The organism is Ensifer meliloti (assembly GCF_030064585.1).
Classification (GTDB): Bacteria; Pseudomonadota; Alphaproteobacteria; order Rhizobiales; family Rhizobiaceae; genus Sinorhizobium; species Sinorhizobium meliloti.
This window is the reverse complement of sequence record NZ_CP120364.1, coordinates 135,867-156,239: the sequence shown is the minus strand read 5'-3', so window position 1 is coordinate 156,239 and position 20,373 is coordinate 135,867. Positions and strand designations below refer to the sequence as shown.

Annotated in this window: 16 protein-coding genes; 4 read left to right on the top strand and 12 right to left on the bottom strand. The window is 62.8% G+C overall.

The features are described from left to right. Position 1: 1 nt before the first annotated feature. Complete coding sequence (locus PZL22_RS00635) at positions 2–1,114, top strand: ABC transporter permease (protein ID WP_127516198.1); 1,113 nt, start codon at positions 2–4, stop codon at positions 1,112–1,114. 20 nt (positions 1,115–1,134) lie between these two features. Here PZL22_RS00635 and PZL22_RS00630 read toward each other — a convergent pair whose 3' ends face one another. From PZL22_RS00630 to PZL22_RS00620, 3 genes are all read right to left on the bottom strand, one after another. Next, positions 1,135–1,374 (bottom strand): type II toxin-antitoxin system Phd/YefM family antitoxin, encoded by a 240-nt coding sequence (locus PZL22_RS00630; protein ID WP_127516196.1) that lies wholly within the window; start codon positions 1,372–1,374, stop codon positions 1,135–1,137. 104 nt (positions 1,375–1,478) lie between these two features. Further along, positions 1,479–2,081 (bottom strand): alpha/beta hydrolase, encoded by a 603-nt coding sequence (locus PZL22_RS00625; protein ID WP_102903200.1) that lies wholly within the window; start codon positions 2,079–2,081, stop codon positions 1,479–1,481. Between the two features lie 103 nt (positions 2,082–2,184). Further along, positions 2,185–3,117: a VOC family protein gene (locus tag PZL22_RS00620; protein ID WP_003529056.1), complete on the bottom strand. Its 933-nt coding sequence runs from the start codon at positions 3,115–3,117 to the stop codon at positions 2,185–2,187. Between the two features lie 272 nt (positions 3,118–3,389). Between PZL22_RS00620 and PZL22_RS00615 the strand changes: the two genes are divergently transcribed. Further along, the gene (locus tag PZL22_RS00615; RefSeq protein ID WP_127516194.1) at positions 3,390–5,210 is read left to right on the top strand and encodes a sensor histidine kinase; all 1,821 of its coding nucleotides are present in this window, start codon (positions 3,390–3,392) and stop codon (positions 5,208–5,210) included. Continuing rightward, positions 5,207–6,550, top strand: coding sequence for a sigma-54-dependent transcriptional regulator (locus PZL22_RS00610; protein WP_003529060.1), 1,344 nt, complete (start codon positions 5,207–5,209; stop codon positions 6,548–6,550). Before PZL22_RS00615 ends, PZL22_RS00610 begins: the two co-directional genes overlap by 4 nt. A 211-nt stretch (positions 6,551–6,761) precedes the next feature. On the opposite strand, the gene PZL22_RS00605 is transcribed toward PZL22_RS00610, so the two are convergent. The 4 genes from PZL22_RS00605 to PZL22_RS00590 are packed head-to-tail and all read right to left on the bottom strand — an operon-like array spanning position 6,762 to position 12,061. Next, on the bottom strand, positions 6,762–8,363 hold the full coding sequence (locus tag PZL22_RS00605; protein WP_027988533.1) for an ABC transporter ATP-binding protein: 1,602 nt from the start codon (positions 8,361–8,363) through the stop codon (positions 6,762–6,764). A gap of 1 nt (position 8,364) precedes the next feature. Next, positions 8,365–9,495, bottom strand: a complete 1,131-nt coding sequence (locus PZL22_RS00600) for an ABC transporter permease (RefSeq protein ID WP_003529064.1) — start codon at positions 9,493–9,495, stop codon at positions 8,365–8,367. Then, positions 9,488–10,411: an oligopeptide ABC transporter permease OppB gene (gene oppB / locus PZL22_RS00595; RefSeq protein ID WP_003529067.1), complete on the bottom strand. Its 924-nt coding sequence runs from the start codon at positions 10,409–10,411 to the stop codon at positions 9,488–9,490. Before oppB ends, PZL22_RS00600 begins: the two co-directional genes overlap by 8 nt. A gap of 51 nt (positions 10,412–10,462) precedes the next feature. Then, complete coding sequence (locus PZL22_RS00590) at positions 10,463–12,061, bottom strand: peptide ABC transporter substrate-binding protein (protein ID WP_003529079.1); 1,599 nt, start codon at positions 12,059–12,061, stop codon at positions 10,463–10,465. 644 nt (positions 12,062–12,705) lie between these two features. Here PZL22_RS00590 and fba point away from each other — a divergent pair. Beyond that, the gene (fba, locus tag PZL22_RS00585) at positions 12,706–13,749 is read left to right on the top strand and encodes a class II fructose-bisphosphate aldolase (RefSeq protein WP_284718400.1); all 1,044 of its coding nucleotides are present in this window, start codon (positions 12,706–12,708) and stop codon (positions 13,747–13,749) included. Between the two features lie 225 nt (positions 13,750–13,974). Here fba and PZL22_RS00580 read toward each other — a convergent pair whose 3' ends face one another. The 5 genes from PZL22_RS00580 to PZL22_RS00560 form a co-directional block, all read right to left on the bottom strand. Next, positions 13,975–15,768: an ABC transporter ATP-binding protein gene (locus PZL22_RS00580; RefSeq protein WP_033048627.1), complete on the bottom strand. Its 1,794-nt coding sequence runs from the start codon at positions 15,766–15,768 to the stop codon at positions 13,975–13,977. 9 nt (positions 15,769–15,777) lie between these two features. Then, positions 15,778–16,815, bottom strand: coding sequence for a glycosyltransferase family 2 protein (locus PZL22_RS00575; protein WP_003529085.1), 1,038 nt, complete (start codon positions 16,813–16,815; stop codon positions 15,778–15,780). 6 nt (positions 16,816–16,821) lie between these two features. Then, positions 16,822–17,934: a glycosyltransferase family 2 protein gene (locus tag PZL22_RS00570; protein WP_284718399.1), complete on the bottom strand. Its 1,113-nt coding sequence runs from the start codon at positions 17,932–17,934 to the stop codon at positions 16,822–16,824. Positions 17,935–17,978: 44 nt separating this feature from the next. After that, positions 17,979–19,085 carry an acyltransferase family protein gene (locus tag PZL22_RS00565; RefSeq protein WP_284718505.1) on the bottom strand — a complete coding sequence of 369 codons (1,107 nt, stop codon included), beginning with the start codon at positions 19,083–19,085 and terminating at the stop codon, positions 17,979–17,981. 343 nt (positions 19,086–19,428) lie between these two features. After that, positions 19,429–20,259: a MerR family transcriptional regulator gene (locus PZL22_RS00560; RefSeq protein WP_003529089.1), complete on the bottom strand. Its 831-nt coding sequence runs from the start codon at positions 20,257–20,259 to the stop codon at positions 19,429–19,431. Positions 20,260–20,373 lie beyond the last annotated feature (114 nt).

Genomic DNA, 20,373 nt, shown 5'->3' with positions numbered 1-20,373 from the left:
CATGTGGTGGACGCGGCTCAAAGCCCTGATCGTCAAGGAGCTGCTCGCGGTCCTGCGCGATCCGAAGGGCCGCACCGTCCTGATCGGCCCGCCGATCATCCAGCTCCTGGTCTTCTCCTATGCGGCGACGCTCGAGGTGACGAACGTCGACCTCATGGTGCTCAATCGTGACAACGGCCACTGGAGCCGGGAACTCGTGCAGCAGATCGGCGGCTCTCCGACCTTTCGCTCGATAGAGCTCGCTAGCAGCCCTCACGAGGTCCGCCTCGCGATCGATACCCAGCGTGTCCTCGCCGTAGTGGAGATCGGCCCCACCTTCTCCCGCGACATCGAGGCGGGGAGACCGGCGGAGGTACAGATGATCCTCGACGGCCGGCGTTCCAACGCTTCGCAGATCGTCTCCGGCTATCTCGGCCGCATCGTCGGCGCCGTCGCGGCCGAAACGCCGGCCGGAAAGCGTGCGTCCTCCGAGACGATCCGGGTCGAGGCCCGCAACTGGTTCAATCCGAACCTCACCTATCAATGGTTCATGGTGCCGAACCTGGTCGCGAGCATCGCTCTCCTGATCGGGCTCATCGTCACGGCGCTGTCGGTCGCGCGCGAGCGGGAGCTCGGCACTTTCGACCAGCTCATCGTGTCACCATTGCGCACCCACGAGATCCTGCTCGGCAAGCTCATCCCGCCGATGATGATCGGCCTCTTCCACATCACCATCTATATCCTCGCCGCTGTCTTTATCTTCGGCGTGCCGCTGCGCGGTTCACTGTTCCTGCTCTATGGCAGCGCCATCTTCTATCTCGCCGCTGTCGTCGGTCTCGGTCTCTTCATCTCGGCACTGTCCATGACGCAGCAGCAGGCGATCCTCGGAGCCTTCCTCTTCATGGTGCCGGCCATGCTGCTTTCGGGCTTCGCGACGCCGATCGAAAACATGCCCTCCTGGCTGCAGCCGGTGACGCTCATCAACCCGCTGCGCTATTTCCTGGTGATCGTGAAGGGTGTGTTTCTGAAGGACATTCCGGTAACCGAAGTCGTCCACCAGACACTTCCTCTGTGCCTGATCGCGATCGTCACCCTATCGTCAGCCGCGTGGCTCTTCCGCAGGCGGCTCGAATAGGATGAAACAATTGAACCAATTCACTTGCCGAACAGACCCTCGATCTCTTCTCGACCCATCAAGTCGAAATCGTCCGGCACCGTAATTTGACCCGCCAAGAAGCCGATCCGTCGTTTCTCGTGCGGGGCCGGCTGATTGAGTGGGACCACTTTCGCCATAGGTTTTCCTGCCTCGGCTATGATGAAGGCCTCTCCCCGCGAAGCCTTCTGAACCAGCCGCGACAAATGCTTCTTCGCTTCATGGATGTCGATCGTTTCCACCACTGCCTCGCCCCGCGGAATCAGCGCCGCAGAATCCGCGCTGAAGTCCCGCATTCTATCCAGCAAGCTTCGACAACACAGTAAACGTCTTCGTCAGGGCGCCATCAAGCTTTGAGAAACCGCTCGATGGCGCCGATCTCGTTCTGGCGGATGTCGTGGCCGCCGGAATGCCACTCGAATTCCACCGTCGCCTTCTGCTTCGTGAAGTAGTCCCCGAGCGCCTGTGTCATCGGAGCCGGGCAGATCGGGTCCCGCTCTCCGGCGGTAATCAGGATCTTCCGCCCGGCGAGCGCGGGATTGTCCTTCGGACGGAAAGGGATCAGCGGATGCATAAGCACGGCCTTGTCGAAGACGCCCTCTTCGATCAGTACATTCGCGAGAATGTTGGCACCGTTGGAATAGCCGAGACCGATGATCTCCGAGGCATCGTGTTCGCCAGCGAGCGCCTTCACGAAACCCGCCATCTTCTCCGTCGCACGCGCGAGGTCCGCCATGTCGTAAACGCCCTCGCCCGTTCGCCGGAAGAAGCGGGCGGCTCCATGTTCCGATACGTCGCCCCGCGGCGACACGACGGTAGCCTCCGGCAAGAGCTGCGCTCCGAAGCCGAAGAACTGGTTCTCGTCCCCGCCGGTCCCGTGAAGGACGAAAAGGATCGGACCGCCGGGCCTGCCGGCTTTCAATTTGTGCACATAGCCGTGATCGACCATCGATTTCTCCTTTGTGCGCGCGTGGTGGCGAACACTCATTCTATCCAAAGAAAGTGCGCTCCTTCCTTCGCAAGCGGAGGAGGAGCGCGCAGTGTGCTGGCCGCTAGGCTTCCAGCTTCTGCAAATGGCTTTCGAGAACCGGGCGCAGATGCTTGTGCTGTTGCGGCAGCTTCAGCGCCTCGCCCAAATGCGCGATGTCCTCGTCCCGGTCGAAGCCGGGCTCGTTCGTGGCGATCTCGAAGAGAACGCCGCCCGGCGTGCGGAAATAGATCGCCCAGAAATAATCCCGGTCGATCACCGGCGTCACATGGTAGCCGGTGTCCATCATCGCCTTGCGCACCTCCAGCTGCTTCTCGCGGTTGTCGACGGCGAATGCGACGTGGTGCACCGAACCAGCGCCCTGCGCGGCGCGGCTGATGTTTGGCAGCGTCTCCAGGTCGACGAGGCTCGCGCCGTTGCCGCCGGGCACGATCAGCCTGGTGACGCCGTCCTTGCGGTCGAGTTCCTCGTAACCCATGAACTTCAGCAGTTCCGCCGTCGCGCCTTCGTCGCGTAGCCGCATGGCGACCGAGTGGAAGCCGCGGATGGCGTGATCCTCGGTGATGCCGCCCTCGGTCCAGGGCGTACGCGGGTCGTCCTCGACCTCGACGAGAGCGAAGCCGTCGCCGTCCGGACCGGCAAAGTTCAGGCGCTTCTCGCCAAAGCTTTCCGTCTGCTTGAGACCGCTCGCACCGAGTGCCGCCAAGCGCTCCTGCCAGAAGCCGAGCGAGCCCCGCGGGACGGAGAAGACGGTCGTCCCCACCTCTCCCGTGCCCGCGCGACCGCGCGGCATCTGCGGAAAGGGAAAATAGGTCATCACGGTGCCGGGGGTGCCGGTCGCGTCGCCATAGTAGAGATGGTAGACGTCAGGCGAGTCGAAGTTCACCGTCTTCTTGACGCGGCGCAGGCCGAGCGTGTCGGTGAAGAACCGGTTGTTCGTGCGGGCGTCGTCCGCCATCGACGTTACGTGATGCAGGCCTTTGATCTGCTGGAGCATGATCCGCTTCCTTTCTGCCCGCGGCTTTGCGGGATGCGTTGATGCCGATTAGATGCTCTCTGGACGCCGAGAGCGAAAGACCGTTCCGAAAGAACGGATTGTCAATGGCGTGTTGACACGACAGACTGACCGTTAACAATACAGGCCCAGGCAGGAGAGGACTGCCTGCATGGCAGCTTGCCAGGCGTTAGAGCGCCATTTAGCATCGCGGCGGCCGCCAGCATTCGACCTGCGGCCAACACCGCGAGCGGGAGGAGGAGCCCGGGCATTCCGTGAAATACCGTTTCGTTCTTGCCCTCCTTCTCCTGCCGGCAGCCGCCGGATTGATCGCAGTCCAGGGAACCGCCGTCGCAACGCGCAGCTATATGCAGGAGGCCTCGTCGCAGGCGAACACGGCTCTGCGGCTGGCGGTTGCGGCCCTTAGCGGTCACCTGAACCGCTATCAGGCCCTGCCCGCGCTGATCGCCGACCATGACGACGTCAAGGAACTGGTGACGCGTCCGCGCGACCGGCGGCTGCGCGGGGCCGTCAATTCGTATCTCAAGGAGATCAACGAACTCCTCAAATCCTCCGACATCTATGTCATCACGCCGGACGGCAACACGATCGCGGCCAGCAACTACGATGGGCCGACGAGCTTTGTCGGCGAGAATTTCAGCTACCGCCCCTATTTCCAGGACGCACTCAAAGGTGACCAGTCCCGCTTCTATGCTCTCGGCACGACATCGCTGAAGCGCGGTTACTATTTCGGTGCGCCGGTCCGCGTCGGCGGAGAAATCCGCGGCGTGATCGTGTTCAAGGTGGATATCGAAACCATTGAAGCCTCCTGGCAGGGCGGCGAATACAGGATCTTCGTCTCCGACCCGGAAGGCATCATCTTCATGAGCGGCAATCCGGCATGGCTCTATGCCGGGATCCTGCCGCTGACGCCTGACCGGCTTGCCCGGACGGAGGGCTCGCGGCGCTATGCGGATGCAAGGCTTCGACCGCTGCCTGCCGTGCAAAGCGAGCTTTCCGGACATCGATTGCTAAGGGTGTCCGAGGGCAGCGAGCGGGAATATCTTGCCCTCTCGCATTATATGCCGGAGGCGGATTGGACCGTGAACGTGCTTACGGACACCGCCTCCGTGCGGACCCAGGCCCTGACCACGGTTGCGGCCGTCATGCTGCTCCTTTGCCTTGCCGCCCTGGCGATCGCGATTATCATCCAGCGGCGCACACGGCTCAGGGAACGCATTCTGATGCAGGAGCAGGCGCAGGAGGAACTCGAGCGCCGTGTCGAGGAGCGCACGGCGGATCTTGCGCGCGTCAATTCGCAGATCGAAGCGGAGATCGCAGAGCGGCGGCTTACCGAGCAGCAGTTGCGCCAGACCCAGGCCGATCTCATCCAGGCGGGCAAACTTGCCGGCCTCGGGCAGATGTCCGCTGCCCTGTCTCACGAATTCAACCAGCCGCTCGCCGCCGCCAAGACCTATGCCGACAGCGCCGCGCTGCTGATCGAGCGCGGCCGCACGGCCGAGGCGAGCGACAATGTCCGGCGGATTTCGGGCTTGATCGACCGCATGGCCTCGATCAGCCGTCACCTGCGCAATTTCGCGCGAAAACCCAACGAGAAGCTCGGCCCGGTTCGTCTCGACGAGGTGGTGCGCGACACGCTGGAGATCGTGGAGACGCGGTTGAAGGCGGCAGGCGCGGAGATGGACATCGATATCGGCGATGAGTTGGCGGTCCTCGCCGGTTCGGTCCGCTTGCAGCAGGTGCTTGTCAACGTGATCTCGAACGCCGCCGACGCCGTCGAGGGACTTGACGATCGCAAGCTTTCCGTGCGCGCCTGGCGCGAAGGCGGCAGGGCCGTGCTGACGGTGCGCGATCGCGGCGCGGGCGTTGCTCCGGCAGTTGCGCAACGCATCTTCGATCCGTTCTACACGACCAAGGGAGTCGGAAGAGGCTTAGGCCTGGGCCTCTCCATTTCCTACAACATCATCAAGGATTTCGGAGGCAGCCTCACCGTGTCGAACCATTCGGAGGGTGGCGCGGTGTTCCGCATCGACCTTGCCCTTGCCGGCGAAACCGGGCGGGAGGCAGCCGAATGAGCGAAAGCCGCATCCTGCTCGTCGACGATGAAGAGGAACTGCGTCGCTCCAGCGCTCAGGCCCTGGAACTCGCCGGCTTCCGGGTGGATACGTTCGCCAGCGCCGAATATGCACTCGAACGCATCGCCTTTAGCTTCCACGGCGTCGTCATCAGCGATATCCGCATGCCCGGAATGGACGGAATGACCTTTCTGCAGCGCATCCGGGAGATCGATGCCGAACTGCCGGTGATCCTGGTGACGGGACACGGCGATGTGCAACTTGCGGTCCGGGCGATGCGCGAAGGCGCCTATGATTTCGTCGAAAAGCCCTTCACCGCCCAGATGCTTGCCGGCACCATTCGCCGCGCGCTCGATTGGCGCAGTCTCGTGCTCGAAAACCGCCGCCTGCGGGCCGTTGCGGGCAAACGCGACGACGTCGAACAGCGGCTGCCCGGGCGAAGCCAGGCAATGGTCGACCTGCGCTACCGCATCAGGGCGATCGGCGCCTCCGACGCCGATACGCTGATCATCGGCGAAACGGGAGTTGGAAAAGAAGTCGTCGCCCGCGCGCTCCACGATTTGAGCAGCCGCGCGAGCGGCCCGTTCATCGCCATCAATTGCGCGGCTCTTCCGGAAAACCTGATCGAAAGCGAGCTCTTCGGGCACGAACCGGGCGCATTCCCCGGAGCGCTCAGGCCGCGTTACGGCAAATTCGAACATGGCCGCGGCGGCACCATCCTGCTCGACGAGATCGGCTCCATGCCTTTCGATCTCCAGGCGAAATTCCTTCGCGTGCTGCAGGAGCGGGTCATAACGCGCCTCGGCTCGAACGAGACCGTACCGCTCGATGTTCGCTTCATCGCCACCAGCAAGGTCGATCTGGAACGCGAGGTAGCAAGCAGCCGCTTTCGTGCCGACCTGCTTTACCGGTTGAACGTCGCAACCTTGAGAGTGCCGACGCTTTCGCAGCGCCGCTCCGATATCCCCCTGCTCTTCATGCAGCTCGTCCGCGAATCCGCCGCTCGCTACGGCCGGGACGACATCGTCGTCTCGCCCGCGCTCGCTTCGGAAATGGCCGCACGCGAGTGGCCCGGCAACGTGCGCGAGTTGCGCAATGCCGCCGAGCGCCTGGTCCTCGGGCTCGAAGTCGAACGCGAAGAGGCGCTCGCACCGGCGAACCGCCCGCGCCTGACCGACAAGGTGGCCGCCTTCGAAAAGAGCGTCATCGCCAGCGCCCTTGCGGCCCATGGCGGCGCGTTGAAGCCCGTCTACGAGTCGCTCGGCATCTCGCGCAAGACGCTGTATGAAAAGATGCAGAAGTTCGGGCTCGACAAGAAGGCGTTATCGGAGGAGCGGTGATCGGTCGGGTCGGGCGACCCTGCCATCGGCCCTGCGAGAAAAGGCCCCTCACCCTAACCCTCTCCCCGCATGCGGCCGCATGCGGGGAGAGGGGACTTTCGTGGCCTCGGCGGCACCGCGTGTCCCTTCTCCCCGTCGAAACGCGTCAAACGGGGAGAAGGTCGCGGCAGCGGGATGAGGGGCGAATCCACGCGAAAACGCCTGCCGCTGCTCACACGTTGAACGCCGCGCCGATCAGCGTCTTCGTATAGGGCTCCCTCGGCGCATCGAAGATCGCGTCCGTTTCTCCCTCTTCGACGATCCGGCCGTTCTTCATCACGATCACATAGTCAGACATCGCCTTCACCACCGAAAGATCGTGGCTGATGAAGATGTAGGAGAGACCGTGCTTTTCCTGCAGATCGCGCAGGAGTTCGATCACCTGCCCCTGCACCGACCGGTCGAGGGCCGAAGTCGGCTCGTCGAGAATGACGACCTTCGGCTTCAGGATGATCGCGCGGGCGATTGCGATGCGCTGGCGCTGTCCGCCGGAGAATTCATGCGGATAGCGGTTGCGCGACGCGGGATCGAGGCCGACTTCCTTCAACGCGGCGATGGCCCTGCGGTCGCGATCGGCACGGCTCAGGTCGGGCTCATGCACATGGAGGCCTTCGGTGATGATCTCCCCCACGGTCCGGCGCGGCGAGAGCGACCCGTAGGGGTCCTGAAAGACGAGCTGCAGCTGGCGGCGCAGCGGCCGCATCGCGCCGCGGTCAAAGCCGGAAATGTCGGTCGAGCCGAAACGGTAGTAGCCGCTGCTCGGCAGAAGCCTCAGCAGCGCCCTGCCGAGCGTCGATTTCCCGGAGCCGGATTCGCCGACGATGCCGATCGTCTGACCCTGCCTGAGCCTAAGATTGACGCCGTCGACGGCACGGAAAGCGGCCGAGGCCCCGCGGAAGAGGCCGCCAGGGATCGTATAGTCCACCGCGACATTGCGACCCTCCAGGATGATCGGGGCGTTGTCGGGGGGCGAAGCCTTGCGCCCGCTCGGTTCGGCCTCCAGCAGCATCCTGGTATAGTCCGCCTTCGGCCGCTCGAAGATATCAGCCGTCATCCCCTGCTCCACGACCTCGCCGCGGCGCATGACCGCGACGCGGTCGGCGAAGTACTTGACGATGCCGAGGTCGTGGGTGATCAGCACGATCGCCATGCCGAAGCGCCTTTGCAGCGATTTGAGCAGATCGAGGATCTGGGCCTGGATGGTCACATCAAGGGCGGTCGTCGGCTCGTCGGCGATCAGGATATCCGGCTCGTTGGCAAGCGCCATGGCGATCATGACACGCTGGCGCTGGCCGCCGGAAAGCTCGTGCGGATAGCTGTCGATGCGCCGCCCCGGCTCGGGAATGCCGACGAGCTCCAGGAGCTCGAGGACGCGCCTGCGCGCCTCCTTGAAGCTGCCGCCGCGGTGATGGACGATCGGCTCGGCGATCTGACGGCCGATGGTGTAGAGCGGATCGAGCGAGGTCATCGGCTCCTGGAAGATCATGGTGATCTTCGAGCCGCGCACCTTGTTCAGGGCCTTCGGTGCGAGCCCTACGAGTTCCTGGCCGCGATAGCGCGCCGAACCGGTCACCGTCCCGTTCTTGGCGAGCAGGCCCATGATTCCCATCATGGTCTGGCTCTTGCCTGAGCCGGATTCGCCGACGACCGCGAGCGTCTCGCCGGAACGGACGTCGAGATCGATGCCCTTGACCGCTTCGACGGTCCCGTCGGGGGTGGAAAAGTCGACCTTCAGGCCGCGTACAGCGAGAATGGAGTCCTTCATCTCTGTCATGTCAGCGGTCCTTCGGGTCGAGCGCATCACGCAGGCCGTCGCCGACGAAGTTCAGCGAGAACAGCGTCACGACGAAGAAGATGGCGGGGAAGATCAGGAGCCACGGCGCCGACTGTATGTTGTTCGCACCTTCCGAGATCAGCGCACCCCAGCTCGTAAGCGGGGCCTGCACGCCCAGTCCGAGGAACGACAGGAAGCTCTCGAGCAGGATGACCTTCGGCACGACGACGGTGACGAAGACGATGACCGGACCGATCGTATTCGGGATGATGTGCCGGCGGATGATCTGCCAGTCGGTCAGACCCAGCGCCTGCGCCGCTCCAACGAACTCGCGCCGCTTGAGCGCCAGCGTCTGGCCGCGCACGATGCGGGCCATATCCAGCCATTCGACAGCCCCGATCACCAGGAAGATCAGGATGAAGCTGCGGCCGAAGAAGACGACGAGCACCACGACGAGGAAAACGAAGGGCAGCGAATAGAGGATCTCTACCAGGCGCATCATGACGTTATCGACGCGCCCGCCGATATAGCCCGAGGTCGCCCCGTATACGACGCCGATGCCGAGCGAAACGAGACTAGCCAGCAGGCCGACGGCGATGGAGATCTGGCCGCCCAGCATCACCCGGACAAGCAGGTCGCGGCCGTTGGAATCGGTGCCGAAGGGGAAATATTCCCGCGCCACCTCGCCCTCGACCTTCAGGGTACGGCCATCGTTCTCCGTCGCGACCACCTTGGAGTTCTCGAACTCGTTTGCCCGGTCGAAATAGCGCGTGGCGCGGGGATCGATCGGCTTATCGGAGGTCACCGTGGCGGTGAAGGTTTCGCCGTCGACGTTGAATTCCGTGAGCGTGACGCGTGCACGGGTCGCCACGCCCTCCATCACGTCCTGAAGCGTCGACGTATCCGGGCGCGGCTCGAGGCTGGGGCCGATCGTGACATAGGACGGAAAGACCTGATCGTAGCTGTGAGGCGAGAAAAGCGGACCGACGAATGAAAACAGCGCGATGAGCACGAGCATGACGCAACCGGCCATGGCCGGGCGGTTGCGGCGGAAGCGCAGCGTTGCAAGCTGGAAGAGGCTGCGGCCCTTGGTTTCGGGCGTCGATGCCGGGATCTGAGCGATATCAGTCATGGCGAACCCTCGGATCGAGCAGGCCGTAGAGAATATCGACCAGAAGATTGAAGAGGATGACGAAGATCGCGATGAGGATCACGGTGCCCATTACCAGCGTATAGTCGCGGTTGATTGCTCCGAGCACGAAGTAGCGCCCGACCCCCGGTATAGTGAAGATCGTTTCCACCACGGCCGAGCCCGTAAGGAGGGCGGCGGCGCAAGGAGCAAGATAGGAGACGACCGGCAGCATGGCACCGCGCATGGCGTGCGTCACGACCACGGCGCGGGACGGCAGGCCATAGGCTTTCGCGGTGCGGATATGATCCGTGTTGAGCGCCTCGATCATCGAGCCGCGTGTGAGCCTGGCGAACACTGCAAGCTGGGGAAGCGCGAGCGCGATCATCGGCAGGATGAGGAAGCGGAGAGAACCGTCCCCCCAGCCGCCGGCGGGCAGCCACGCGAGCACGATCGCAAAGATCAGCGTCAGAACGGGACCGACGACGAAGTTCGGAACGGTGACCCCGATCGTGGAAACCGACATGACCGCGAAATCCAGGAAGCTGTTCTGCCGCAATGCGGCGATCGTTCCCGTTATGACGCCGCCGACGACCGCGAGTAGCAGCGCGTAAAAGCCGAGCTCCATCGAATAGGGCAGGCCCTTGCCGATCAGCTGCGCCACATTGTTGTCATGGTAGATGTAGCTCGGACCGAAGTCGCCCGTGACCGCATTGCCTAGATAGGTAGCGTATTGGCGCCAGAGCGGCTGATCGAGGTGATAGGTCCTCATCAGGTTCTCCATCGTGGAGGGCGGGAGAGGACGCTCGAGGTTGAAGGGCCCACCGGGGGCAAAACGCATCAGAAAGAAGGATATGGTGACGACGATGAACAGCGTCGGCACCGCACTCGCCAGCCGGCGAAGGATGAAGGAGATCATGGACTTGGCTCCGGAGGCGACGCGCGGGTGCCCGCGCGTCGCCTCTGTTCGTTACTCGGCGACGCTCAGGAACTTGCTCAGATGCGCGTTCGGCGCATTGTCCTGCCAGCCCTTGACCCGTTCCGAAACGAGCCAGAGGTCCGCCTGGGTCAGGAACGGCGCGATCGGCTGCTCCTTCATCAGCAGAGTTTCAGCCTCGTGCATGATCTTCGACCGTGCCGCCGGATCCTGTTCCTCATACGACTTCTTCATCAGGGCATCGAATTCGGCGTTTTCGAAGTGTCCGTAGTTGAAGGTCTTGTTGGTGCTGAGGCTCAGCGCCAGGAAGTTCTCGGCATCGGCGTAATCGGCGACCCAGCCGGCACGCGCAACGTTGAACTTGCCGCCCTCCTGCAGGTAGGCATAGTGCGACGACACGTCGAGATTCACCAGCGAGACCTTGGCGCCGAAGGTGTTCTTCCACATGTCGGCGACCGCTGTCGCGACACGCTCATGGTTGGGGTTGGTGTTGTAGCGGATTTCGATGTTGAGCGGCTTGCCGCCCTCGCCGTAACCGGCTTCGTTCATCAACTCGATCGCCTTGTCCTCGCGATCGAGTTGCGACATGTCGGCAAAGTCGGCCTTGGCGGGGTCGCCGTAGCTCTCGATGCCCGGCGGAACCATCGAATAGGACGGCAGCTGCGAACCGCTGTAGATTTCCTTGGCGAGGAAGTCGCGGTCGACCGCCATCGAAAGTGCTCGGCGGACGCGGACATCGTTATAGGGCTCCTGACGCGTATCGAAAGCGTAGTAGTAGGTGGCAAGCGTCGGGGAAACGTGCACCTGCTCTCCATAGGACGTGCGCAGGCGCTCGATCTGGTCGGCGGAGAAGTTGTAGGCGAGATCCATTTCCTTCGCTTCGAAACGACGGACCGATGCCGCCTGGTCGTCGATCGGATAGAAGATCACCTTGTCGAGCTTGACGTTGGCGGCATCCCAATAATTGGTGTTCTTCTCCACGGTCAGGCTGTCGTTCGGCACATGTGCCGTCAGCTTGAACGCGCCGTTCGAAACCATCACGCCCGGCTTGACGAAGTCCGCGCCGTTCTTCTCGACGCTTGCCTTGCTGACCGGAAGCGCCGTCTGGTGTGCGAGCAGTTCCAGGAAGAACGGCGTCGGCCGCTCGAGAGTAACTTCCAACGTCTTTTCGTCGACGGCCTTTACGCCGAGCTGGTCGACCGGCACTTCGCCCTTGTTGACCTTTTCGGCGTTCTTGATCGGGAAGAGGATGTTGGCGTATTCGGCCGCCGTCTTCGGATCCTCCACGCGGCGGAAGGAGAAGGCGAAATCCTCTGCCGTCACCGGCGAGCCGTCAGACCACTTGGCATCGGCACGCAGTTTGAACGTGTAGACGGTACCGTCGTCCGAAAGCTCCCAGGTTTCGGCGGCGCCCGGAACGATCTTGCCCGCGGCATCGTAGATCGTCAGGCCTTCATAGAGGTCCTTGAGGATGAACTCCTCGATGTTGATCGAAGTGTGGGCCTGGTCGAGCGTCTGCGGTTCGCCGGCATTGCCGCGGTGAAGTACCGCCTCGGCGAGCGCGGGGCTTGCCCCGATGAGCAGCGAGCCTATGAGCGCAGCGGCCCTGAGATTGAGTTTCATTGAAGCCATTTTTCTTCTCCTTCCCCTCGTTTTGGGTTCATTGATCGCAGGAGAGAAGTGCAAATTTTCAGCGAACGCAAGCGATCTGCCCGGAAAATTGCATCCTTCTCTTTAAAACGCGAACAACAATAATCGCGTAGATTGTATAGGCGTTTGCGACGAATTTCCTCCCTTTCGCGACGCGGCTCTGGCGACCGGCCCCGGCGCGCGGACATCCCCCTGCAACGTTGTAGATCGTTTCGGCATGTTGCGTTCGATACGGAAGAATGCTCCGAAAGAGCAGTCATGCAACCTTCATGAATTGTAGCGGCACTTTACGTAATATGCATAAAAAATTGCCCCTATCGCTGCAATCTTTTTGCAAATCGGCTCACCCACCTGCGGATGCCGAACGCGTCCACGTTCCGGACCGAACCTGCCGGCGGAAGCGAAAACCCGCGGCTGCACTGTGGGCACAACTGAGATTGGCAACACCACCAGAGGGCGAAAGTGGCGATTTCTGACAGGGGTATTTCTCATCCACAGCAATTTGGTCTGACGCACGTCCATCAAGCGACCGGCAGGACCGCCGGCCCGGTTGCCAAACGCCCCGCATGAACTATTGTGCCCTTGAACTGGCGCCTGGAGTGGCGCGGAGCATCAGGGAGTTAAGAATGGCATTGATCACATTGCGGCAACTGCTCGACGACGCGGCGGAGAACGATTACGCGCTGCCGGCCTTCAATGTGAACAATCTCGAATATATCCAGGCCGTCATGAGAGCCGCGGATGCGACCGACTCTCCTGTCATCCTGCAGGCGAGCCGCGGTGCGCGGGCCTATGCCGGCGATGCGTTTCTGCGCCATCTGATCCTCGGCGCTGCGGAAGAATATCCGCATATCCCCGTCTGCCTCCACCTCGACCATGGCGACCAGCCGTCGACATGCATCTCGGCGATCACCAACGGCTTCACCTCGGTGATGATGGACGGCTCGCTGGTGAAGGACGGCAAGACCGTCGCGAGCTACGAATATAATGTCGCCGTCACCGCGGAAGTCGTGAAGATCGCCCATGCGGCCGGCGTTTCCGTCGAAGGGGAACTCGGCTGCCTCGGCAATCTGGAAACGGGTGCGGGCGACAAGGAGGACGGACATGGATTTGAAGGCAAGCTCTCGCGCGAGGAACTGCTGACCGATCCCGAGCAGGCCCTCGACTTCGTCTCGAAGACCGGCGTCGACGCTCTTGCGGTCGCGATCGGCACCAGCCACGGCGCATACAAGTTCACCCGTGAACCCGACGGCGAGATCCTCTCGATCGAGACGATCGCCAAGATCAACAAGCGTCTGCCGAACACGCACCTCGTCATGCACGGTTCCTCGAGCGTTCCCGCCGATCTCCAGGAACTCTTCAACGCCTATGGCGGCAAGATGAAGAAGACCTGGGGCGTTCCGGTATCCGAGATTCAGAAGGCCATTCCGCTCGGTGTGCGCAAGGTCAATATCGACACGGATCTCCGCCTCGCCTTTACCGGCGAGATCCGCAAGCACCATATCGAGCATCCGGATAATTTCGATCCGCGCAATTATCTGAAGCCCGCGATTGCCCACATGACCGAGGTCTGCAAGGAGCGCTTTGAGGCCTTCCGTGCCGCCGGCCAGGCATCGAAGATCCGGGTGCTGCGTTTGCCGGAGATGGCCAAGCGCTACGCCGCCGCATAATTTTCCGATCGGAGGCCCCTCATCCGCCTGCCGGCACCGTCTCCCCGCAAGCGGGGCGAAGGGACTCGTGGGAGCCTCCGCCTCCTCCATTGGTTGCCGGAGATTTCCCGGCGGCGCCGCTTGTCCCTTCTCCCCGTCCGCGCGTCAGCGCCGGCAACCGGGGCGAATGGACAAGCGGCTGGGTCTTCGCGTGCCCTACATCCGGCCGCTGAGCGTGCCGCAAACCTACCCTCCACCCCCCATGCCGGTCTCATGCTCGTAGAGCTGGTCCATGCTGAGCGACGCCACGTCCGCCAGTGCGGCCTGGCCCTTGACGCGCCCGGAGCCGAGGACCACGACGTCGTCGCAGAACGAGATCGTGCTCCTGTGATGGCTGATCACGATCGTCGTGCGTCTGCCGGCCCTCGATCTCAGCGTCTCGACGATCGCCGCCTCCGACAGGCCGTCCACCGCATTCGTCGCCTCGTCGAGGATCAGGATGGCCGGATCGCGCACCAGCGCCCTGGCCAGCGCGATGCGCTGGCGTTGGCCTGCCGAGAGGCTTGCACCCCTGTAGCCGACGAGCGTCTCATAGCCCTGCGGCAGCTGCTCGATGAAGCCATGCGCTTCGGCCAGCTTCGCGGCGCGTTCCGCTTCTGCTGGCGTGGCGCTTTGACCGTAGGTGATGTTTTCCAGAATGGTGCCGTCCACCAGTTCGAGGTCCTGACTGGCGACCGCGATCTGGCGCCGCCACTGAACGGGATTGATCTGACCGAGCGGCACGCCGTCGACGAGGATGCGGCCTTCGTCCGGCTCGACGAAACGGCAGAGGAGATTGACGATCGTCGTCTTTCCGGCGCCGGAACGGCCGATGATTGCAGTCGAACGGCCGCTGCGGATTTCGAAGCTTGCGGAATGCAGCACCAGGGGACGCACTTCGGAACCGGGATACCGGAAGGTCACCCGGTCGAATGTCATGCCCTGGTGGAGGCCGTCGACCGGTGCATTGCCCTGAGGAGGCTTTGGCTTGTCGGAGGAGTCGAGAAGCCATCGCACCTCTTCGAGCGATCCGCTCCAGCCCTGAATCTGGCTCCAGGACATCTGCAGGGCGCGCATATGCGGCTGCAGTCGATATAGCAGCACGACGAAGGCGACGATCACCGGAAAGCTGACGCCGATGGACCAGGCGCTCACGACCACGGCCAGAAACAACGCCGAATGCAGCACTTCAGTCAGCGGCGGCAGCGCCCCCTGTCGTGACTGGAGCGCAAAGCCGGCCCGGCGAACGGCGTCGGATGCGGAATCGAATGCATTCTTCTCGCGTGTTTCCTGGCCGAACACGCGGATCAGCCTTCCGGCATGAACGAGATGCAGCATTCTGGAGGCAAGCTCGCTGTTGAAGGAGGTCACATGGCGGCTGGGGCCCTTGAGCGTCGCAGAGAGCGCTGCATGGGCAAGCTGGACAAAGACGAGGCCGAGCGCCACGAACAGCGTCATCTGCCAGGACATGAGCAAGAGAAAGGCGAGCAGGATGACGGCCGCCGAGCCGTGCACGATAGACGAAAGGACCGTCTGGATCGCGTCGGACGCGCGCCATGACTCGTTGGAGATGATGTTGAGCAGCCGGCCGGGACTTTGCTGCATGAAGAACGGATATCCTATCCGCAGGAGTTGATCCGAAAGCGCGCTGCGGATGGCGTGGCTGGCCTTGCCGTAGATGAAGGTGGTGAGCAGCGTGTTGGCGAAGGCGAGGATATTCTTGAGCACGATCAGCGCGAGCACGGCGGCCGCAATAACCAGGAGGCGTTCGCCGTCTCCCAAGCCCTCTCCTATCGCCTGAAAGTAAGCGGAAATGCCGCTCAAGCCGTTGGCCTGTCCATCTCCGGCGATGATGCCCAGCATCGGAATGATGAGGCCGATGCCGGCACCTTCGAGCGCAGCGCTGGCGAGGCCGAGAATGACCACGGCCGGAAGCAGGCGCATTTGCCGCCCCAGTGCGCCGCGCAGGACCTCAAGGCCTGGCAATAAGAATCTACGCATCTGCGGTCCTCACCTGAGCTTCGGTGCTGCTTGTCCGGGCCGGCGCCGTTCGGTCGGCTGCGCCGGGTTCGTCATGGCAAGCCGCGCGAAGCGCGCGGCGCCGACAATATTCATCGAAACGATCGGCCAATGCGACAGTTGCAGCTTTGGGTCGAAGCGGGCGCCGCCGAAAACTTCACCGCATGCGGACCTGACGGTCCAGCCGAAATGCTTGAGAAGCCAAGGCGCGCCGAGGAGGTGCTTCAGACAGAGCCCGCCATTGCCGAGGCTGTAATTGCGATGCAGTTCTTCGATCGCCGCACGAAGACGGCGGCCGTGATGATGATGGACGATCATGTCCGGCACGTATTCGACCGGGATGCCGAGCTGAAACGCCCGGACCAGGTAATCCGTGTCTTCCGCGGCTTTCAGCGGCGCGCCGGCACCGAAGCGCTCGTCGAAAGGACCGATGCTCGCCGCGACGTCGCGATGCATGGTCATGTTGCAGCCGAGGACGAAGCCGCCGGGGTGGACATCGCGGGTCAGACGTGCCGCGACCTTCGACCGCTTGATGGTGAACGGCAGGTCGGCAGGATCGCCGAGCTCCACGCGTCCTCCGCGGATGACCCGCGCGTCGCCATTGGCGTAGTGCCGTTCGAGGTCGGCGAGATAGTTCCTGTCCACCTCGCAGTCGTCGTCGATGAATACGAGAATTCGGCCCCGCGCGCGCCCCATCCCTGTATTGCGTGCCGCGGCGAGGCCCGGGCGAGGCTCGGTGGCGAGCGTTATCGGCATTGTCGTGGCTGCTGCCAGGCGTGCGAGTTCTTCCGGGGTGCCGTCCGTGGAGCCGTTGTCCACGACCACGAGTTCGCTCCTGATCGCCGCATGGGCATGACATGCGGTCTCGATCGATCGGATCGAGGCGCCAAGCGACCGGACGCGGTTGCGCGTGCAGACGATGAAGCTGGCGAACGGCTCCGACGCTTCGGACAATGAAGCGGCCACCGAGTGCCGGGTGGCCGGTGCTCTTGGATGTTTCTGCGCTTTTGCGGGCTGTTCGACGGCCATGTCAGGTCAAGCCATATCCGGGAAGCCATGTTCGGGAAGCACGGTCGCGGCGGGCACCGACTGCAGGTGACGCGCGAGCCGATCCACCCGCTTGCTTGCGGCAAGCGAAATCCGGCTGCACCAGGGTGCGCGAGCGGCCGCAAGCAGCCCGTATCGCTCGCGGCGGCGGATGAGGCCCCATTTCCCCGTCCGTGTCAGGAACTCATGAGTCAGTCGCGGCTGCTCCTCGTCGGCGATGAGTTGGTAGAGGAAGTAGAAAAAGCAAAGGGCGCCATCGTCATAGGCACGCCGAACCTCGCCCGGTTGCGCCGAAATCTCGCGCTCGAGCGCCAGGACCCAGTCGGCAAGACGTGCCACCGTCTCGCTCGTTACCGCGGCGCCGATCGCTTCGAGGGCAGCGGAATCTCCGAGAAGGGCATTCCGCGCCAGGTTCTCGGCGACGATGGTCAAATGGGTCCGGCGCATCTGCCGCTTGTGCTTGCTGGTCACGCTATCCTCATGGATCCGATAGGCGACCAGCGCCTCGTCGATCATGTGGACTGGGAAACGGTCGGCGATCCGCCTGAAGAGATCGAAATCTTCCGCATGCACATAATTCGGGTCGTAGCGGAGCATCTCTTCCGGGATGACGTTACGGTTATAGACAATGGTCGAATGCATGAAGATGGTGAAGAACATCGACAGGATTCGCAGGCTTCCCGGGCGGTAAATGGGATTAGGCTTGCCGCGGATGATCCGATTGCCGATCAGCATGTCGATGCCCGTGCCGGATAGGGCGAGCCGGGGCACTTCGGAAAACAATGCGACCTGCCGCGACAGGCGCGACGGATAGGCGATGTCGTCGGCATCCATTCGCGCGACAAGCTCGCCCTTTGCGAGCGCGAGGCCTTCATTCAGGGTCGCTATGAGGCCGCGGTTCTCGCGGGAGATGATGGATACGCGAGAGTCGCTCTTGCGGTATCGTTCGAGAATGTCCCGCGACCGATCCGTCGACCCGTCGTCGATCGCGATTACCTCCAGACGCTCGTAGTCCTGGCGCAACACGCTCTCGATAGCTGCGGCAATGTACGGCTCCGCGTTGTAGACCGGCAGGACGATGGAGACGAGGGGCGTCGGCATGGTTTCGGCTCGTGTGCTTATCGAAGGTTCTGGGGCTGCAAGGCTTAGTCACGACTGGCGCCAGGGATAGCCGCTGCCGCCCCCGCTCCGCCGTCCGGACGAACATAGGGAAAGTGGCGCTTCAGCCCGTTCAACGGCTTCTCGAAGAACAGCCAGGAAACCGAGGCGAGTATCAGGGTCAGGGCGCCGGCAACGACGAACCGCCCTGCCCCCTGATCCGAGACATTGACCGGGATGAAAGGCTGCGCTTGAACGACCAGGGCCAGCACGACCGCGTGGAAAAGATAGACGCCATAGCTGATCCGGCCCAGCGCCGCCAAAGGCGAAAGCGCGATGAGCCGACCGGCAAGCCCGCCGATCCCCTTCGAACAACCGCCGACCAGCATTGCGAGCGGCAGGAGAGGGACGACCTCCAGGCCAATCCAGGCGAACCACGCGACGACCGGTGTCATGGCGACCGGCTTCGACCACACGAGGAAGAGCGAAGCGAGCGAAAGCGGCATCCAGCTCAGTTTTGCCCATGCCGGCCAACCACTTCGCCATGATGGGCGGGCCGCGAGCAACGCGCCCACGGCCAGCGCATCCATCGACGCCGGCGGCAAGAGGTCCCGCGCGAGTGATGGCGTACCGGTGAGCGGCCAGTAGAAGCGGTAGGCGAGCGAGCAAACGATTACGCCGACGCAAACTCCGGCAACCGACCGGCGCGGCACGAGCAGCACGATCAGTGGCCAGACGAGGTAGAACTGCTCCTCGATGCTCAGGCTCCACGTATGACAGAGAACCCACGGCGTCCATTCGTTCTGCAGCGCGTACCAGAAATTGGACAGATAAAGGGCGTGCCACGCCATGACCTCCTTCGATCGTTCCAGATCCAGGAAAAAGACGGCGGCCAGGACGGCGAAGTAGGGAGGGAAGATGCGAAGTGCGCGGCGTGCGTAGAAGGATTTGAGTGCCGTCGCGGGCTCGAAGCGGGCAGCGTCGCGCGCATCGAGCAGCAGCCGCGTTATCAGGAAGCCGCTCAAAACGAAAAACAACCGGACGCCGAGATGGCCCAAATGGGATCCATCGGCTGCGAAGAAATGCGCGTAGAGCACCATTGAGACCGCGACGGCTCTCAGGCCGTCCAGCTGCTGGTCGCGCACCATCTGCATCAACACTCCCTCTCCGTTCGAGCTTTCTTCCGTCGACTCGCGAACAGGTGCGTCATCTGCAATCAGGTTCGTTGAGCGCTCAGCGATGGAAGCCAGCAGTCGGGCAGGCTAAAGAACTGTTCGAGGCTGAACGGGGGAATCGGGCCAAACTTTGTTCCGTCCTTCATCAACATAGTCGGCTGATCCCCAAGACGCCGGGAGTGTGTCTTGTGCGCAATATTTGGCGTCGGCGCGGTTGAATAGGCGCTGCGGTTCGGAGCAGCACGGCTCATTACGTCGAAATACAGCTGTCAGCAGATAAACATTTTGATTATTTTCACGCCGTAAGTGCCGATATTTCCTATCAAAACGTCGGCGGCGTATTGATCCACAACAACACGGTTTCGCCGTCGTGCCTGTTCGACCAGGCATGGCGGCGGCGGCTCTCGAAATACAGGGAGTCGCCCGGGTGGAGATCGTAGAACTGATCCGAATCCAGCACGAACTCCACATGTCCGGAGAGGACGTAGACGAATTCCTCCCCCTCATGCCGGTAGGCGCCCTCGCTCGAGGCGCCTGGTGCCAGAACGAAGCGATGGCAATCCATCTGGTTCTTGCCTTCGGCAAGCAGCTGCACCGTCACCCCCGGTGTCGTGCGCGGCCAGTTGCGCCACTCGCCGGCCCGCACGAGCGCCCGCGCCCTTGTCTGCTCTTCGCCGGAAAGGCTCGATACGGTGGTTCCGAAATATTCCGCCAGATTGTGCAGGACGGCGACGGAGACGCCCTGCGACGTCCGCTCCAGCGTCGAAAGCACGGATGCGGCGATGCCGATGTCACCGGCCACCTGTTCCAGCGTCTTGCCCGCGGCATGTCTCAGACTGCGCAGCTTCCGCCCGACCTGCATGTCGCCATTGTCTTCGGTCGGCATTGCCGAGCCGTTTTCGTCTTCGGTGAAGGCGCTTTCCGCCTCCAGAGCCTCCCTGATCGCTGCGGGGTTGAGGCCGCGTTCGGACCGGAACCAGGAAATGCGCTTCAGCCGGGCGAGATCGGCATCGGTATATTGTCTATGCCCCGTTACCGAACGCTCCGGCACGACGAGACCTTGCGTTTCCCATAGCCTGAGCGTCGAGGCGGACACGCCCGCTAGCCTTGCCGCCTCGGCAACCTTGTAGCGAATGGTGCCAATACCGCCCATCAATCCATATCCTCATCACCGTGCGGATCCGTGCCGTCGATCGCTGGCGGCTATCTAGCCGCGAGCGCGGCGGCTGCACAAGAAGCGTCCATCAATCCGGGTGTTGTCTCGATC

Bases quoted from the DNA above. Each gene is read 5' to 3' on its own strand.
- PZL22_RS00560 (WP_003529089.1), bottom strand. From the start codon at position 20,259: ATGGGCGGTATTGGCACCATTCGCTACAAGGTTGCCGAGGCGGCAAGG.
- PZL22_RS00570 (WP_284718399.1), bottom strand. From the start codon at position 17,934: ATGCCGACGCCCCTCGTCTCCATCGTCCTGCCGGTCTACAACGCGGAG.
- PZL22_RS00580 (WP_033048627.1), bottom strand. From the start codon at position 15,768: ATGCGTAGATTCTTATTGCCAGGCCTTGAGGTCCTGCGCGGCGCACTG.
- PZL22_RS00625 (WP_102903200.1), bottom strand. From the start codon at position 2,081: ATGGTCGATCACGGCTATGTGCACAAATTGAAAGCCGGCAGGCCCGGC.
- PZL22_RS00590 (WP_003529079.1), bottom strand. From the start codon at position 12,061: ATGGCTTCAATGAAACTCAATCTCAGGGCCGCTGCGCTCATAGGCTCG.
- oppB (WP_003529067.1), bottom strand. From the start codon at position 10,411: ATGATCTCCTTCATCCTTCGCCGGCTGGCGAGTGCGGTGCCGACGCTG.
- PZL22_RS00575 (WP_003529085.1), bottom strand. From the start codon at position 16,815: ATGGCCGTCGAACAGCCCGCAAAAGCGCAGAAACATCCAAGAGCACCG.
- PZL22_RS00620 (WP_003529056.1), bottom strand. From the start codon at position 3,117: ATGCTCCAGCAGATCAAAGGCCTGCATCACGTAACGTCGATGGCGGAC.
- fba (WP_284718400.1), top strand. From the start codon at position 12,706: ATGGCATTGATCACATTGCGGCAACTGCTCGACGACGCGGCGGAGAAC.
- PZL22_RS00600 (WP_003529064.1), bottom strand. From the start codon at position 9,495: ATGACTGATATCGCTCAGATCCCGGCATCGACGCCCGAAACCAAGGGC.
- PZL22_RS00610 (WP_003529060.1), top strand. From the start codon at position 5,207: ATGAGCGAAAGCCGCATCCTGCTCGTCGACGATGAAGAGGAACTGCGT.
- PZL22_RS00565 (WP_284718505.1), bottom strand. From the start codon at position 19,085: ATGCAGATGGTGCGCGACCAGCAGCTGGACGGCCTGAGAGCCGTCGCG.
- PZL22_RS00635 (WP_127516198.1), top strand. From the start codon at position 2: ATGTGGTGGACGCGGCTCAAAGCCCTGATCGTCAAGGAGCTGCTCGCG.
- PZL22_RS00605 (WP_027988533.1), bottom strand. From the start codon at position 8,363: ATGACAGAGATGAAGGACTCCATTCTCGCTGTACGCGGCCTGAAGGTC.